Origin of the sequence: Tsuneonella rigui (assembly GCF_003958625.1) — a bacterium.
GTDB classification, from domain to species: domain Bacteria; phylum Pseudomonadota; class Alphaproteobacteria; order Sphingomonadales; family Sphingomonadaceae; genus Tsuneonella; species Tsuneonella rigui.
On sequence record NZ_RSEL01000026.1, the window covers coordinates 78,178 to 94,653 of the forward strand.

The window sequence follows — 16,476 nt, forward strand, 5'->3', positions numbered from 1 at the left end:
GCGCATCATGCCTCCTCGAATCCCACGCCGCGCGGCCAATCCGGCGCGGCCAACCCCATCACCTTGAACAAGGTGCCCATCTGGTCGTCCGCGATCAGCCGGTCGCGCGCGGCATTGAGCTCGTTGCGCAAGTGCGGCGCGCGCATGGTCAGCGCCTCGGAGCGGGTTTCGATCCCCAGCGCGCGCAGCCACTCGCCTTGGCCGACGGTGCCCATCCACTGCGCGTTGCGCGACTGGGCGACGCGGGCGAGCGTGGCAAAATCGACGTGCGCCGTGAGGTCCGCCTCTCCCGGTGCAGTGAGCGGATCGACCTTCCGGTGCGCCCTGACTGCCTGGAAGGTCGAACCGCCGCGCAAGTCCGCGTGGCCGTAGTCGATCAGCAGCGCGCAGCCGCCCTGGTTCGCGAGGCGTCCCGCGATCTCGTAGACGATCGCGGCGGCGGCGGGCGAGGTCTCGATGATCGCACCCTGCCGCGCACCGCGCCAGTCGGGCGGCACCGCGCTCTCCATCGGCATCGCGCCCGCGACGTAGACGAATGTGTCGCCGTCCAGACCTACCATCCGCTCGCGCCAGCCCTCGGCCGCGCGCACTAGCTGCCGCACCGGCAGGGCGTCGAGAAACTCGTTGCCGATCACCAGCAACGGCCCCTCCATCGGAACGGAGGTCTGGTCGGCATGGAACTGCGCCTGCGGCACCGCTTCCAATTGCAGCTTCTTGAGCGCGGGCGAGGTCTCGACGAAGTGCACCTGCGGGGTGAGGCCGTAGCGCTTCATGGTTCGCAGCGCATCCTTGGCGAGCGTCCCGCGCCCGGGGCCGAGCTCGACATAGTGGACCGGCTCTTCGCGCCCGGCGCGGATCCACATATCGGCCAGCCACAGGCCGATCAGTTCACCGAACATCTGGCTGATTTCCGGCGCGGTGACGAAGTCGCCCTCGCTGCCGAGCGGGTCCTTCGCCGCGTAATAGCGGGCGTTGGACTCGGCCATGAAGTGCGCCAGGCTGATCGGCCCGGTGGCGCGGATCAACCGGCGGAAGACCTCCGCCAGCGGCGTCGTTTCGTCGGTCATGCCGCCGCGGGTTGCGCCGCCGTGGTCCCCATCTGCGGCTTGATCAGCGCGCGGGCGATCAGCGCAAGGCCGAGCACGATCAGCGGCACGGTCAGCCACTGGCCCATCGAGAGGCCCGTCTGCCGCGCGAACTCGGCAAGCTGCTGGTCCGGCTGGCGGTAGAACTCGACTGTAAAGCGGGCGAGCGCGATGCCGGCGGTGAATACGCCGACCAGCAGCCCCGGCCGCCAGCGCGCGCGGGTCTTCCAGAACAGCAGCAGCATGACCACGATCAGCAACGCGCCCTCGAGGCCCGCCTCGTAAAGCTGGCTCGGGTGGCGCGGCAGGCCGAGCGGGTCGGTGGGGAAGATCATCGCCCACGGCACTTCGCTCTCGACCGGGCGGCCCCACAGCTCGCCGTTGATGAAGTTGGCGATGCGCCCGAACATCATCCCGAACGGCACGTTGACCGCGATGTAGTCGGCGGTGCGCAGGAAGTTGATCTGGCCGCTGCGGCACACCCAGGCGATCGCGATCAGCACGCCGATCACCCCGCCGTGGAAGCTCATCCCGCCGTCCCATAGCCGCAGCAGGTCCCAGCTCGGGAATTCGCCGGGGGTGAAGTGGGTGAACATCGACGGGATGCCGGTCTCACCGCCGGTGTAGAACGCCGCGTAGCCCAACCGTCCGCCGATGATGATGCCGAGCGTGCAGTAGAAGAACAGGTCGTCGGCATGGCGCTGCGCCATGGGGCTGCCGGGCGCCTTGATCATCTTGCTGAGGTGCCAGTACCCCAGCACGATCCCCGCCAGGTAGGCGAGCGAGTAGAACCGCAGCTCCATGAAGCCGAGGTTGATGCCCTTCCTCAGGCCCAGGTCCTCGAACCGAATGGCGTGGTCGGCGTATTGCGACGCGTCGGCCAGTAGTGACAGCAGCACGATTGATCCTTAACCCTTGGCGCCAACCTCCCATAAGGGGGCCGCGATCGTCCGCGCGCGTCTTTGGCATAGCGCGGCGCGCGGCGAAACCCCGGCGCGGGATACAGCTGGAAGAGGAACGGCATGCCGACGGAGCTCGACAAGGATATTCAGCGGATCAACGCGGCGCTGACCGCGCCCGGGCAGATGTTCGAGACCCGTGCCGTCGAGCGCCGGGGCGTTGAGATGCCCGCCTTCGTCAACGCGCCGCCCAGCCTGGCGCACTACTTCGCCCACTTCGTTGGCCAGCATAGGGACACGCTGTTCATCGTCGACGGCGACCAGCGGCTGACCTTCGGCGAGATCTACGAAGCCGCCGCCCGTGTCGCCGACGGTCTCGCCACGCGGCATGGGATGAAGAAGGGCGACCGCGTCGGAATCGCCGCCCGCAATTCGGCCAACTGGATCGCCGGCTACATGGGCGTGCTGATGGGCGGCGGATGCGCCTCGCTACTCAACGGCTGGTGGACGGGGGAGGAGCTCGCCTTCGGGATCGACCTCTGCGAATGCACGATCGTGCTCGCCGACCGCCAGCGCGCCGAGCGGCTGAGCGGCGTGCCGCACGGCGCCAAGCTGGTGGTGTTCGATCACGACGGCCCGCCGGCGGTGGGGCTGGAACCGGTGTGGGGCGAAGGCGACACCGCCACCCGGATGCTCGAGGAGCTCGGGCCTGACGATCTCGCGACCATGCTCTACACCTCGGGGTCGACCGGCTCACCCAAAGGCGCCTATTCCGATCATCTCGGCAAAGTGAGTGCGGTGATGAATTACATCGCCCAGACCGCCACCATCGTGCAGCTGTTCACCGAGAAGGGCGAAATGCCGACCGTCCAGCCGAGCGCGCTGGTCAATGTCCCGCTCTTCCACGTGACCGGGGAAGTGCCGGTGTTCCTCCAGAGCTTCGCGATGGGGCGCAAGCTGGTGCTGATGCCCAAGTGGGACGCGACCGAGGCGCTGCGCTTGCTGGAAAAGGAGCAGATCACCTATTTCGTCGGCGTGCCGCTGATGAGCTACGAGCTCGCCACGCACCCCGACCGCGACAAGTACGACCTGTCGGCTTGCAAGACCTTCGCCGGCGGCGGCGCCCCGCGCCCGCCCGAGCACGTGACCAAGATCAAGGAGGCGTTCTCCGAAGGCTTCCCGGTATTGGGCTACGGTCTCACCGAAACCAACGGCGTCGGCTGCGGCAACATGAACGAGAACTACCTGGCGAAGCCGGGTTCGACCGGCACCGCCTCGAAGCCGCTGGTCGATCTTGCGATCCTCGACGATGCCGGGAAGCCCGTGCCGCAGGGCCAGGTGGGGGAGATCTCGATGCGCTCGGCGTGCAACTTCCTCGGCTACTGGCGCAACGAGGAGGCGACCGAGGCCGCGTTCACCGCCGACGCCTATTTCCGGACCGGCGATCTCGGCTATCTCGACGAAGACGAGTACCTGTTCATCGTCGACCGCAAGAAGGACATCATCATCCGCGGCGGCGAGAACATCGCCTGCATCGAGGTCGAGCAGGAGATCTACGCGCACCCGAACATCGCCGAATGCTCGGTCTTCGGGCTGCCCGACGAACGCTTCGGCGAGGTGGTCGCGGCGGTCTACCTGTCGAAGGACGGGCGGGACGTCGATCCGCAGGACCTGTGCGAATTCCTCGCCGAGCGGCTCGCCAAGTTCAAGATCCCGCAATACCTGTGGCAGGTGACCGAAGCGCTGCCGCGGCTTGGCACCGAGAAGATCGACAAGCGCGCGCTCAGGACCAAGTATACCGCGCTGCTGCAGGCCGCTTGAGGCTGATCGAGCAGGGCGAATTGCGTTTCGGGTTTCCTACACCCGTCGCGCCGGTCTAGCGTGCATGGATGGTCAGCCCGCGCCCTTCCGCTTCCTATTTAGCGAAACGAACACGGGGTGTGGACTTCGCCAAAACGGAAGGTGACACCGGTTTAGCAGGTTTTCGTTTGTCGGCAGTAAGTTGCCGCCCATTTGAGTTTCAAAGAAAGGGTGGGATCGGTGTGACACAAGGGGGCCTCCGGTGAGCGAGCCGCGCGTCCCCAACCAGCGCGCCGTGATCGACCGGCGCGCGATCGCCGGCAGGATCGCCGAGCTGGCGGCGGACGGCGCCAAAGCGCGGCCCGCGATTGTGGCTGCGCTCAAGGCCGCGCTCGAAAGGGGCCGTGCCGAGCTCGACCGGCGGCTGACCGAGAAACCGAGCGCGGGCCACGAGATCACCGCCGGCCACGCGTTCCTGATCGACCAGCTCGTTCGCACGATCCACGACCACGTGATCGCCGATGTCTACCCGGCGCAGAACCGCACCGCCGCCGAACGCCTGACTCTGATCGCGGTCGGCGGCTACGGCCGCTCGGAAATGGCGCCGCATTCGGACGTCGACATCGCCTTCATCCACCCGACTCGCAACGCAGCCTGGTGCGAGCAGGTGATCGAGGCGATGCTCTATTATCTGTGGGACCTCGGGTTGAAGGTCGGACATTCGAGCCGCTCGGTCGACGAGATGATCCGCATGGCGCGCGGAGACCTTACCATCCGCACCGCGCTGCTCGAAGGCCGTTACGTGTGGGGTGACCAGGCGCTCTACGACGAGGCGACCCGCCGCTTCGCCGATGAAGTGGTCAAGGGCACCGAGAAGCAGTTCGTCGCCGAGAAGCTCGAAGAGCGCAACGCGCGGCACAAGCGGATGGGCGACAGCCGCTATGTGGTCGAGCCCAACGTCAAGGACGGCAAGGGCGGCCTGCGCGACCTCCAGACGCTGTACTGGATCGGCAAGTATATCCACAAGGTACGGGTCGCCGCCGAACTGGTCGACGCCAAGTTGTTCACCCCCGAGGAATACCGCAGCTTCCGCCGCGCCGAGGGGTTCATGCTGGCGGTGCGCTGCCACCTCCACACGATCACCGGGCGCGCCGAGGACCGCCTGACCTTCGACCTCCAGCGCGCGGTCGCCGCACGGATGAACTTCGCCGACCGTCCGGGCAAAAGTGCGGTCGAGCGGTTCATGCAGTTCTATTTCCTGCAGGCGAAGCGCGTCGGCAGCCTGACGGGCGTGTTCCTCGCGCACATCGACGAGCAGTTCGCCAAGAGCCGCGCGCGCAGGGGCCTGCTCGCCAGCTTCACTCCGCGGGCGCGGACCCTGAAGGGCTATCGTGTGTTCGGCGGCAAGATCGCCGCGCCGTCGGACGATTGGTTCAAGAAGGACCCGGTGCGGTTGATCGAGGTGTTTCAGCTCGCCGAAGAGCATGGGCTCGAAATGCATCCCGAAACGATGCGCCAAGCCGCGCGCGATGCGGGCCTGATCAAGGGAGAGATGCGCGACGACCCGCGCGCCAACGCCCTGTTCGTCGACCTGCTGGCGGGCCGTAACGATCCCGAGGGCGTCCTCCGCTGGATGAACGAAGCCGGCGTATTCGGGCGCTTCGTGCCCGACTTCGCGCGCGTCAACGCGCAGATGCAGTTCGACATGTATCACCACTACACGGTCGACGAGCACACCATCCGCGCGATCGGGCTGCTCAACAAGATCGAGAAGGGGGAGCTGCAGCAGGACCACCCGCGCTCGACCCGGCTGATTCACGAAGTCGCCAGCCGCCGCGCCGCCTACGTCGCGGTGTTGCTGCACGATATCGCCAAGGGGCGGGGCGGCGATCACTCGGTGTTGGGCGGCGAAGTGGCGGAGGAGCTATGCCCGCGCTTCGGGCTCGACGCGGGCGAGACCGCGCTGGTCGCGTGGCTGGTGCGGCAGCACCTGCTGATGAGCCGCACCGCGTTCAAGCGCGACCTGACCGATCCCAAGACGATCGACGATTTCGTGGCCGAGGTGCAGGGGCTCGAGCGCCTGCGTCACCTGATGATCCTGACCGCGGTCGATATCCGCGCGGTCGGTCCCGGCACCTGGAACAGCTGGAAGGGCCAGCTGCTCGGCGAGCTCTACGACGCGGCGGAGGAGCACCTGCGGCTCGGTCACATGCGGCACGGGCGCAAGGAACGGGTGGCGGCGAAGAAGGCCAAGGTCGAATCGCTGCTGGGGAGCAAGGCCGGACTGCTGCGGCTCTACTCCGATCGGTTCGACGACAGCTACTGGATCGCCGAGCCCGAGGACATCGCCGCGCTCAACCTGCTGCAATACGGCTTCGCGCACGAGGACACCGGCAACCTGTCGGTGCGCTGCGAGGTCTATCCGGCGCGCGGAGCGACGCTGGTGACGGTGATCGCCGCCGACCACCCGGGGCTGTTCTACCGCATCGCCGGCGGCATTCACCTCGCCGGCGCCAACATCATCGACGCGCGCATTCACACCACCCGCTCGGGGTGGGCGGTCGACAACTTCCTGGTGCAGGACCCGCACGGCGCGCCCTTCAGCGAGCCGGCGCAGATCGCCCGCATCGAACAGGCCATCGCCGACGCGCTCGCCAACCGCAGCGCGCTGGTGCCGCAGCTCGCGCGCCGTCCGCTATCGCACAGCCGGGCCGGCGCGTTCGACGTGCGCCCGGTGGTGAGCTTCGACAACCAGGCCTCGGGCCGGTTCACCGTGATCGAAGTCAACGCCCGCGACCGCGCGGCGCTCCTGAATCGCCTCGCGCGCGCGCTGTTCGAAAGCCGCCTGCTGGTGTTCAGCGCGCACATCACCAACTACGGGGAGCGCGCGGCGGACACGTTCTACGTGACCGATCTGACCGGCGGAAAGATCACCGGTTCGGCGCGGCTCAAGGCAATCGAGGCGGCGCTGCTGGAGGCCGCCAGCGACGAGCGGCAGGCCGAACTGGAGAGCGCGTGAGCCCGATCGATTAGGTAATCCTGACGAAGTGTGCTAGGTGAAACCCGCTGACGTCGAATTTTGCGACGGACTTCGGCTTTTGACGACCGTTTCCGCTTATGAAGCGGCAACGAAAATTAGACGGCGACTTCCTTTCAACAGACGACCCGACGCACGGCTCGAGAGCACTATCGCTCGCGGGCAACCACAGCGTTTCTTGAAAGGAAACTAGCATGACCAAGACCGGAACCGTCAAGTTCTTCAACAACGACAAGGGCTACGGCTTCATCCAGCCCGACGATGGCTCGGGCGACAGCTTCGTTCACATCAGCGCAGTCCAGGCCGCCGGCATGAACGCGCTCGATAAGGACCAGCGCCTCAACTACGAAGTCGAGACCGGCCGCAACGGCAAGGAAAGCGCCGTCAATCTGTCGGCTGCCGACTGATCTCAAAGCCCCTCCCGCGCCTTGCGGGAGGGGACTTCCCCTTCGTTCCCCGCCGAGGAGCCGCGATGAGCCAGACCTTCGAATTCTACGATGCCCGCGCCCGCGAGGCGGTGGCGGAAGCGGATGCGGCGACGCTCGACAACGTGCGCGACCGCAACTTGCGCGCGGCGAAGACCTGGCGCGCGCTCGCCGACCAGGCGGGCAAGGTGTCACGCGACCGTCAAAAAGCCGAACTCGACCGCGCTGAGCGCCGCTTGGCTGAGGAAGCCGCTAGCCGCGCGCTCCAAACAGAGCAGTTCCCACCCGAACATGAGTAGCGCCTAGCATGATGGCGGTTTCGTAATCGCCGCTCATGCCCATGCTGCGGCCATCCAGACCGTGATCGCGCGCGAGCTTGTCGAGGAACGCGAAGAACGGCGCCGCCTCGATCTCGGCCGGCGGCACGCACATCAGGCCGATGATTGGAATGTCCGCCTCCCGCGCCAGGGCGAGTAGCGCCGGAAGCTCCGAGACCGGGCATCCGCCCTTCTGCGGTTCCTCGCCGACGTCGACTTGCACGAAGCACGGCACCTGCCGGCCGGTCTTGTCGAACGCCTTGGCCAGCGCCGTGACCAGATTCGGCCGGTCGAGCGAATGGATGCAGTCGAACACTCGCGCCGCGTCCTCGGCCTTGTTCGACTGGAGCTGGCCGACGAGATGCAGTTCGGCGTCGGGCCACCGTTCGCGCAAGCCCGGCCACTTGGCCTGCGCCTCCTGCACCCGGTTCTCGCCGAACACGCGCTGACCCGCCTCGAGCAGCGGTGCGATCGCTTCGGCAGGATGGGTTTTGCTGACCGCCACCAGCGTTACTTCCGCCGGCTCGCGGTGGGCGAGTTTGCAGGCGTGGGCAATTCGGTCGTGGATTTCGCTCAGGCGCAACGCTGCGTTCATGACGAAGTGCGCTATAACGATGGCATGGGACTGCGCCAGTCACTCCCCGATCTTTGGCTCCTGTCGGATGCCCGCAACGACGAATTGCTTGCGCGCGCGCTCCGGGCGCTGCCGCGCTCATCGGCCTTCATCTTCCGCCACTACCATCTCGATCCCAAGAGCCGCCGCGCGCGGTGGGACGAATTGATGCCGCTGGTCGATGAGGGCGGCCATCTCGCGATCCTGTCGGGTAGCGATGACCAGGCGCGCGCTTGGGGGGCGGTCGGCAGCTACGGCCCGCCAGAAGCGGTGGGCGAAGCGCCCGAGCTGCTGCGGGTGGTAACGGTGCACGATGCCAACGAGATCGCGCACGCCAATGCGTCCGGCGCGGATGCGGCGATGCTCTCGCCGGTTTTCGCCACCCGTACGCATCCCAATATCCCGCCGCTCGGGCCGGAAAAGTTCCACGCCCTCGCCGCGCTGGCCGAGATGCCGGTGATCGCGCTAGGCGGCATGACGTTCGAGCGGGCGAAGGAGCTTGGCTGGGGCCGCTGGGCCGCGATCGACGGTTTGGCACTCAAGCAGGACCACTGACGCCAAGCTCGCTTGACGCCGGACTCGCGCACCTGCGATAACAGGCGCGGACGTTTTCAGGGGTAGCAGCAATGGCAACACGCGCGATGGGTGCGGGCAGGGCACCGGCCGCCGACTGGCGCGCGGCCTTCCGCCGCAGCTTGCGCCGGGCCGCGCAGATGACCGGCGCCGCCGGGCTGTTCGGCGCGATGCTGTTTCTCGGCCTCGCCCTCGCCAGCTACACCCAGACCGATCCGAGCGGCTCGACCGCCGCCGCCGGCGACGACGTCCGTAACTGGATGGGCGCGAGCGGCGCTTGGTTCGCCGAGAAGGTCTATTTCCTGTTCGGCGCCACCGGCGTGCTGCTGTTGCCGCTGCTCTACGTCTTTTCGCGCAAGCTGTGGCATGATGTCGAAGAGGAAGACGACGACCTGCGCGCTCGCTGGTGGCGCCCGACCGGGCTGCTGCTGCTGTCGATGGCGCTGATCGGCACGGTCCTATCGCTCACCTTCGACGGTCCGGGGGGCTCGCTCCCGGCTTCGCTCGGGGGGATTACGGGCCTGCTGGGCGCTGCCGCGGTCGAGGGGGTGGCCAATCGCCTCGGCGAAGGGCTCTCCGGCTGGGTGATCCTCGCGCTGGCGCTGGTTGCGCTGGCGGGCGGGGTCGCCGGCGTGACCAAGGTCTTCGCGCTCGACTGGGTGCAGCTGTTGACGCTGCCGCGCTTTCTCAAGCGTGCGCCCGCGCTGCCCGAACGCTTGGCAGACATTGACCTCCCGTTCCTCCCAAAGCCGCGCGCCAAGAAGCGCGACGCCGCGTCTGAAGACGCGCCGCAGTTCGCCGAACGCCGCGCGCCCGAGATTGCCGAGCCCACGCTCGCGCCGCGCCCCGCAAAACCAGCGACCAAGGCCGCGCAGAAGGACCTGTTCGCCAGCTACCAGCTCCCGAGCCTCGACCTGCTGACCAACCCGCCCGCGCACAGCGCACCAAAGCTCGACAAGCTGGCCCTGGAGCGTAATGCGCGCCTGCTCGAGACGGTGCTCGACGACTTCAACGTCAAGGGCGAGATCACCGCGGTCCGCACCGGCCCGGTGGTGACGATGTACGAGCTCGAGCCAGCGCCCGGCATCAAAGCGAGCCGCGTGATCGGCCTTGCCGAAGACATCGCCCGCAACATGAGTGCGATCAGCGCGCGCGTGTCGTCGATCCCCGGCAAGACGGTCATGGGCATCGAGCTGCCCAACACCGACCGGCAGACCATCGCCTACAAGGAACTCGCCGGTTGCGAGGCCTTCGTAAACGCCAAGGGCACGCTGCCGATCATCCTCGGCAAGGATATCGCGGGCGAACCGATCGTTGCCGACCTCGCCGCGATGCCGCACTTGCTGGTCGCGGGCACCACCGGCTCGGGCAAGTCGGTGGGTCTCAACTGCATCCTGCTGTCGCTGCTCTACAAGTTCACGCCCGACGACTGCCGCCTGATCCTGATCGATCCCAAGGTGCTCGAGCTCAAGAGCTACGACGATATTCCGCACCTCCTCTCGCCGGTGGTGACCGAGCCGGCCAAGGCGGTCCGCGCACTGAAGTGGGCGGTTGAGGAGATGGAGCGCCGCTACCGCTGGATGAGCAGCATCGGCGCGCGCAACATCGCGGGCTTCAACGAGCGTGTGCGCACCGCGCAGGCCAAGGGCAAGCCGCTCGGCCGCCGGGTGCAGACCGGGTTCAATCCCGACACCGGCGAGGAACTGTTCGAGGAAGAGCAGCTCGAATACGCGGCCTTGCCGCAGATCGTGCTCATCGTCGACGAACTGGCGGACCTGATGGTCACCGTCGGCAAAGAGATCGAGGTGCTGATCCAGCGCCTCAGCCAGAAGAGCCGCGCCGCCGGCATCCACCTGATCATGGCCACCCAGCGCCCCTCGGTCGACGTCATCACCGGTGTCATCAAGGCGAACCTGCCGACCCGTATCAGCTTCAACGTCACCAGCCGCATCGATAGCCGCACGATCCTCGGAGAGCAGGGCGCCGAGCAGCTGCTGGGCAAGGGTGACATGCTCTACAAACCCAGCTCGGGCGCATTGGTGCGCGTGCACGGGCCGTTCGTCAGCGACGAAGAAGTCGAACAGGTCGCCGAGCACTGGCGTAGCCAGGGCAAGCCCGAGTATGTCGACGCCGTTACGGAGGAGCCGGAGGACAACTTCCACTTCGGCTTCGACGACGAGCTGACCGCGTCCGACAATCCCGAGGAACGCAAGTATCGGCAAGCCTGCCAGATCGTGTTCGAGCACCAGAAGGCGTCGGGTTCGTGGCTCCAGCGCCAGATGGGCGTGGGCTACAACACCGCCGCCAAGTGGATCGAGCGGATGGAGGAAGACGGGTTCGTCGGGCCGGCCAACCATGTCGGGCGGCGAGACATCTACCGCGACAAGGACGGCAATCCGCTGTGACCGACGGCGCCAGCGCTATCTTTCGATTGTAACAAAGGCGCAACACTGCCGCACAAATTCGGCACCGAAAGAATTTATCTTGCGGGGGCAAGCCGCATCGTTGGTATTTCATGAGGTCAGACAGGAGGGTCTACCCATGAAGTTCACGCGTTTCGCGCTCCTCGGCTCCGCCGCCGCGGTTCTCACCACCATCGCCGCCCAGCCGGCTCTCGCCCAGGACGTCCCGGGCGAAACCACCGCGTCGGAGCAAGGCGAGGAAATCCCGCAAGAGCAGATCATCGTCACCGGCACCCGCCGGACCGACCGCACCGTGGCCGACAGCGCTGTGCCGATCGACGTGATCTCGAACGATGCCCTGCTCAACCAGGGCTCGACCGAGACCAACCGGTTGCTCAACAATCTGGTCCCTTCGTTCAACTTCCCGCAGCCATCGCTGACCGACGGCACGGACTCGCTGCGACCCGCGACGCTGCGCGGCCTCGCGCCCGACCAGGTGCTGGTGCTGGTCAACGGCAAGCGCCGCCACATCTCATCGCTGCTCAACCTCAACGGCTCGGTCGGCCGCGGGTCGGCTGGCGTCGACATGAACACCATCCCGGCGATCGCGATCGACCGTATCGAAGTACTGCGCGACGGTGCCGCCTCGCAGTACGGCTCCGACGCGATCGCGGGCGTGATCAACATCCAATTGAAGCGCCGCCCCGGCGGGCGCGCGCAGGCGACGTATGGCAAGTACATCACCACGCTCGAAGACGTGTTCGATGTCGCCAGCGTGGCGAAGACCACGGCGGCGGGCGTAGACCCGGTGATCACCTACGAGGATCAGGAGTCCAAGCGCCGCGACGGCGAGACCTGGACGATCGCCAGCAACATCGGCGTGCCGGTGGGCGACACCGGGTACTTCAACGTCACCGCAGAGTACCGCGATCGCTCACCGACCAACCGGTCGGGGCCCGATCCCCGGCGCCAGTACGCCACCACGGGTGACGTTCGCGAGACCACGATCAATCGCATCAACCACCGCTATGGCGACGGCAAGTCGCAGGACTACAACTTCGTCATCAACGCCGGTGCCGAGATTGGTGGCGGTTTCGAACTCTACGAATTCGGCAGCTACGGGGTGCGTGACGGCAACGGCGCGGGCTTCTTCCGCCGGCCGAACGATGCGCGCAACGCCGATTTCGCCCACGGCGGTGCGCCATTCTATCCCGATGGCTTCCTCCCGCTCATCGTCAGCGAGATCACCGACATTGCGGGCGTTATCGGCGTGCGCGGCGAGACCGCGGGCTGGAACCTCGACCTTTCGCTGAATTACGGCTCGAACCGTCTCAACTACTCGGTCGAGGATAGCTGGAACGCATCGCTGGGCGGCAACATCAGCCCACGCAGGTTCCGTGCTGGCGGCATGCGTTCGGGTCAGACCCTGGTCAATTTCGACGCCCAGCGCGAGATCAACCTCGGCATCGGCGACACGTCGGTGGCCGCTGGTCTCGAGTACCGCAACGAGAACTACAAGATCGTCCCCGGCCAGTCCGAGAGCTACGCGGTCGGTCCGTTTTTCTTCACCAACGGCGCGGCGCCCGGATCGCAGGTGTTCCCGGGCTTCTCGCCGACCACCGCGATCGACAAGTCGCGCAACAGCTATGCCGCATACCTCGAGCTCGACAACGACCTGACCGATGCGGTCAACGTCCAGGTCGCGGGGCGCTTCGAGCACTTCTCCGACTTCGGCAGCACGATCAACGGCAAGGTCGCCGCCAAGGCGGACGTGGTCGACGGACTGGGCGTGCGTGGTTCGGTCTCGACCGGTTTCCGCGCGCCGGGCATGGCGCAGCAGTTCTTCTCGACCACCTCGACCAATAACGTTGGCGGTCAGCTGATCGAGATCGGCACCTTCCCGGTCGGCTCGCCGATCGCGGTGGCGCTGGGCGCGCAGCCGCTCGAGCCCGAAAAGTCGGTCAACATGGGCGCGGGCGTGGTATTCACGATGGTGCCCGGCCTCAGCATCACCGCCGACTATTACAACATCAAGATCAACGACCGGATCGTGCTGACCGAGAACCTGCAGGGCGCCGACGTGGTCGCGCTGCTCAAGGCGGCCAACGTCGCGGGCTCGTCGGCGCGCTTTTTCATCAACGGAATCGACACCCGCACCCAAGGGCTCGATATCGTCGCCAGCTACCGCATGCCCGATTTCGGCGCGGGCAACTTCCGCTTCAACGCGGGCTACAACCGCAACAACACCAAGATCACCGATCGCCGGGCGTTCTCGGCGTTCAGCACCCAGCGGCTGTTCGCGCGGCAGGAAAGCTTCCGTCTGGTCGAAGGTCAGCCCAGCAACAAGATCAACGTCGGGGTGAACTGGGACGCGGGGCCGTTCGGGGCGACGGTGAACGCCAACCGGTATGGCAAGGTTCTGCTGCCCGACAGCGTCACCACGGTGGCCGCGAATGGTCAGGCGGTGACGCTGAGCAATCCGGCCATCCGCGACGACATCAACGTCAAGGCGGGCGATGCGCCGGGCGACATCTTCCTGTCGCCCAAGTGGGTGGTCGATGCCGAAGTGCGGTTCAAGCCGATCGAGAGCCTGGAACTCGCGGTGGGCGCGAACAACCTGCTCGACGAATATCCCGATCGCCTGCCGTTCGGGGTCGTGAACGGGGTCAACTACGGCGGCAACAATGCCTTCCTGCCGTATTCCTCGCAGTCGCCGTTCGGTTTCAGCGGGCGGTTCCTCTACGGCCGGGTGAGCTGGGACTTCTGAGTTCTCAGTTCCAAGCTGTCCAGAAGACCCCGCCGGTGCGAACCGGCGGGGTTTTTCGTGTCAGAAATCGATCTGTGCCCGCGCCCCGAGGGCGTCGACCGAGTAGTTGCGGTCGCCACTGGCGGCCGGCAGAAATGCGTCGCTGTAGAGCAGGTGGCCATAGCTCAACATGAACCGGGTGTAGTCGGTCGGGGTCCACACCACACCGAGCTCGTAGCCGTCCTGCTTACCGCCGATCACGCCAGCATCGATCAGGTCGAGATAGTCGTAGCGGACGTTGACCTGCACCGCGCCAAAGCCGCCCTTGTCGACCGGGCGCTTGGGCTTCACCCGATCGAACACGCCGCCCTTGTAGCCGCGCGTGTCGCCTTTGGTGAGGAACAGGCCCGCCTCGACATAACCGCCGAAGAAGGTGGGATCGGTCAGCGCGCCCGGGCGGTCGACGCGTTGCCAGTGCGCCTCGCTCGCGACGTGGAATGGTCCCTGGATGTACGCGGCTTCGAGGCCGTGGCCCAGTTCGCTCACCGCCCTGACGTTTCCGGTGTCAATGAAGCGTATATCGGGAGTGTGGATCAGCGGCCGAACACGGTACCGAACAGACGAAGCACTGTCGTTGAGGTCGTGATAGTGGACCGATCCGCCCAGATGCAGCTGGCCGGTGCCGATCTTGGGCGCGAACACCGCGCGGCCATCGAACGAATAGGAGTTGTTCTCGTCGTTGTTGAGGTCGGCGGCGTTGTCGGTGAATGCACCGCCCTGCAGCAGGACATCGCCCTTCGCGTAGGTGGCGCTCACGCCGACCCGGCGTTCGTAGCCGAAGGCGGTGTTGACGGCGGCGCGTTCGACGAAGCTCGGGAACAGGTCGCTGGTCAGTTCCTCCAGCCCCCAGAACGGCTTGTGCTGGCCGACGGTGAACTGGAGTTCCTTCGATGCCTGGTAGGTCAGGTAGAGGTCGGTGATCTCCACCGCGCTCGCGGCGACATCGATTTCGGCGCGGTAGCCGAAGCCGCCGGGGATCTTGCCCTCGAAGCCGAGATAGGCGCGCCGGACCTCGCTGCCAAAGCCGGTGCTTGCGTCCGAAATGCCAGTTGGGCTGCTGACGGTACCGGCATCGAACTGCAGCCGCCCGCGCGGCTTGAAGGTCCAGCCGTTCGCGGTGGTCAGTTCGGGTGCGCCTTTCCAGGCGATCTGTGTCTCAGTGTTGGCGGCGGTGGCGCTCGCGGGCGCTGCCGTCGCCGCGCTCGTGGCTGCGGTTGTCGCCTGCGTCTCCGCCTTGGTCGCCGCGAGCTGCGCCTCGAGCGTATCGATCCGGCTGGCCATCGCCGCCATCTGGGCGCGCATCGCGGCGAGCTCCTGCGCCATGGCCGAGGCGTCCTGCGCCGCGGCGGGAGCGGTCCAGCCCGCCGAGAGCGCGATCGCCGCGGCCGACGCTATCAGTCGATTGTTCACTTGAGGATGCCCCTGTCCATTAGCCGCCATCGGGTGTTGGTTACGCCAATATGGCGGCCGTGTGACAGCGTTGTGACACGATACGTCCACCGTGCGATCCGCATCGCGCTTGCCGCTAACTGGTTGCAACTGTAACGGCGCGTTCCGAAGGAGACCCGTCAGATGCGCATCGGCTGCCCCAAGGAAATCAAGAACCACGAATACCGCGTGGGCCTGACGCCCGAGAGCGTGCGCGAGCTGTCTGCGCACGGGCACGAAGTGTGGGTCGAGACCGGCGCCGGCCTCGGCATCGGCGCGGACGACGGGCAGTACCGCCAGGCAGGCGCGGCCATCCAGGACGGCCCGGACCCGATCTTCGCCGAATGCGAAATGGTCGTGAAGGTCAAAGAGCCGCAGGCGGTCGAGCGCGCCAAGCTGCGCGAAGGCCAGGTGCTCTACACCTACCTCCACCTCGCGCCCGATCCCGAACAGACCGCCGACCTCGTCAAGTCCGGCGTCACCGGGATCGCCTATGAGACAGTCACCGGCCCGGGCAACACGCTCCCGCTTCTGAAGCCGATGAGCCAGGTCGCGGGACGGATGAGCATCCAGGCCGGCGCCACCGCACTGGAAAAGGCGCACGGCGGCCGCGGCGTGCTCTTGGGCGGCGTCCCGGGCGTGCTGCCCGGCAAGGTGATGGTGATCGGCGGCGGCGTGGTCGGCTTCAACGCTGCGCAGATGGCGGTCGGTCTCGGCGCCGACGTGACGATCCTCGACCGCGATCCCGAAGTGCTCGAGCGGCTCGGCACGCATTTCGAAAGCCGCGCCAAGACGCTATTCTCGAGCCAGGCGAGCATCGAGCAGACGATCTGCGAGGTGGACCTCGTGATCGGCGCGGTGCTGATCCCCGGCGCCGCCGCACCCAAGCTCGTCAGCCGCGAGATGCTCAAGTGCATGAAGCCCGGCGCGGTGCTGGTCGATGTCGCGATCGACCAGGGCGGCTGCTTCGAAACCAGCCACGCGACGACCCACGCCGACCCCACCTACGTCGTCGATGGCATCGTCCACTACTGCGTCGCCAACATGCCGGGCGCGGTTGCGCGCACCAGCACTTACGCGCTCAACAACGT

The 16,476-nt window shown here is 66.6% G+C and carries 12 protein-coding genes; 8 read left to right on the forward strand and 4 right to left on the reverse strand.

Features of this window, described 5'->3' with window-relative positions; translation table 11 throughout:
* Positions 1-5: 5 nt before the first annotated feature.
* A complete protein-coding gene (locus ELY12_RS11320) occupies positions 6-1,067 on the reverse strand; it encodes a class I SAM-dependent methyltransferase (RefSeq protein ID WP_126176816.1) in 1,062 nt (353 codons plus the stop codon).
* Positions 1,064-1,981, reverse strand: coding sequence for a prolipoprotein diacylglyceryl transferase (lgt, locus tag ELY12_RS11325; RefSeq protein WP_206435819.1), 918 nt, complete (start codon positions 1,979-1,981; stop codon positions 1,064-1,066). Before lgt ends, ELY12_RS11320 begins: the two co-directional genes overlap by 4 nt.
* A 126-nt stretch (positions 1,982-2,107) precedes the next feature.
* On the opposite strand from lgt, the gene ELY12_RS11330 reads away from it, so the two are divergent.
* From ELY12_RS11330 to ELY12_RS11345, 4 genes are all read left to right on the forward strand, one after another.
* Positions 2,108-3,805: a class I adenylate-forming enzyme family protein gene (locus ELY12_RS11330; protein ID WP_126176818.1), complete on the forward strand. Its 1,698-nt coding sequence runs from the start codon at positions 2,108-2,110 to the stop codon at positions 3,803-3,805.
* A gap of 241 nt (positions 3,806-4,046) precedes the next feature.
* Complete coding sequence (locus tag ELY12_RS11335; RefSeq protein WP_126176819.1) at positions 4,047-6,803, forward strand: [protein-PII] uridylyltransferase; 2,757 nt, start codon at positions 4,047-4,049, stop codon at positions 6,801-6,803.
* A gap of 212 nt (positions 6,804-7,015) precedes the next feature.
* On the forward strand, positions 7,016-7,228 hold the full coding sequence (locus tag ELY12_RS11340) for a cold-shock protein (protein ID WP_126176820.1): 213 nt from the start codon (positions 7,016-7,018) through the stop codon (positions 7,226-7,228).
* A 65-nt stretch (positions 7,229-7,293) separates the two neighbouring features.
* A complete protein-coding gene (locus ELY12_RS11345; RefSeq protein ID WP_126176821.1) occupies positions 7,294-7,545 on the forward strand; it encodes a hypothetical protein in 252 nt (83 codons plus the stop codon).
* Here ELY12_RS11345 and ELY12_RS11350 read toward each other — a convergent pair.
* Positions 7,499-8,158: a YggS family pyridoxal phosphate-dependent enzyme gene (locus ELY12_RS11350; protein WP_126176822.1), complete on the reverse strand. Its 660-nt coding sequence runs from the start codon at positions 8,156-8,158 to the stop codon at positions 7,499-7,501. The genes ELY12_RS11345 and ELY12_RS11350 overlap by 47 nt on opposite strands.
* Here ELY12_RS11350 and ELY12_RS11355 point away from each other — a divergent pair.
* From ELY12_RS11355 to ELY12_RS11365, 3 genes are all read left to right on the forward strand, one after another.
* The gene (locus ELY12_RS11355; RefSeq protein WP_338142062.1) at positions 8,048-8,731 is read left to right on the forward strand and encodes a thiamine phosphate synthase; all 684 of its coding nucleotides are present in this window, start codon (positions 8,048-8,050) and stop codon (positions 8,729-8,731) included. The two genes, ELY12_RS11350 and ELY12_RS11355, sit on opposite strands and share 111 nt — an antisense overlap.
* A gap of 71 nt (positions 8,732-8,802) precedes the next feature.
* Complete coding sequence (locus ELY12_RS11360; RefSeq protein WP_126176823.1) at positions 8,803-11,154, forward strand: FtsK/SpoIIIE family DNA translocase; 2,352 nt, start codon at positions 8,803-8,805, stop codon at positions 11,152-11,154.
* A 136-nt stretch (positions 11,155-11,290) separates the two neighbouring features.
* Positions 11,291-13,918, forward strand: coding sequence for a TonB-dependent receptor plug domain-containing protein (locus ELY12_RS11365; protein WP_164549490.1), 2,628 nt, complete (start codon positions 11,291-11,293; stop codon positions 13,916-13,918).
* 60 nt (positions 13,919-13,978) lie between these two features.
* Here the strand turns inward: ELY12_RS11365 and ELY12_RS11370 are convergent, their stop codons facing one another.
* Positions 13,979-15,367: an OprO/OprP family phosphate-selective porin gene (locus ELY12_RS11370; protein WP_241229832.1), complete on the reverse strand. Its 1,389-nt coding sequence runs from the start codon at positions 15,365-15,367 to the stop codon at positions 13,979-13,981.
* Between the two features lie 162 nt (positions 15,368-15,529).
* On the opposite strand from ELY12_RS11370, the gene ald reads away from it, so the two are divergent.
* Positions 15,530-16,476 (forward strand): alanine dehydrogenase (ald, locus tag ELY12_RS11375; RefSeq protein ID WP_126176255.1); only part of this gene is annotated, 947 nt, incomplete at its 3' end.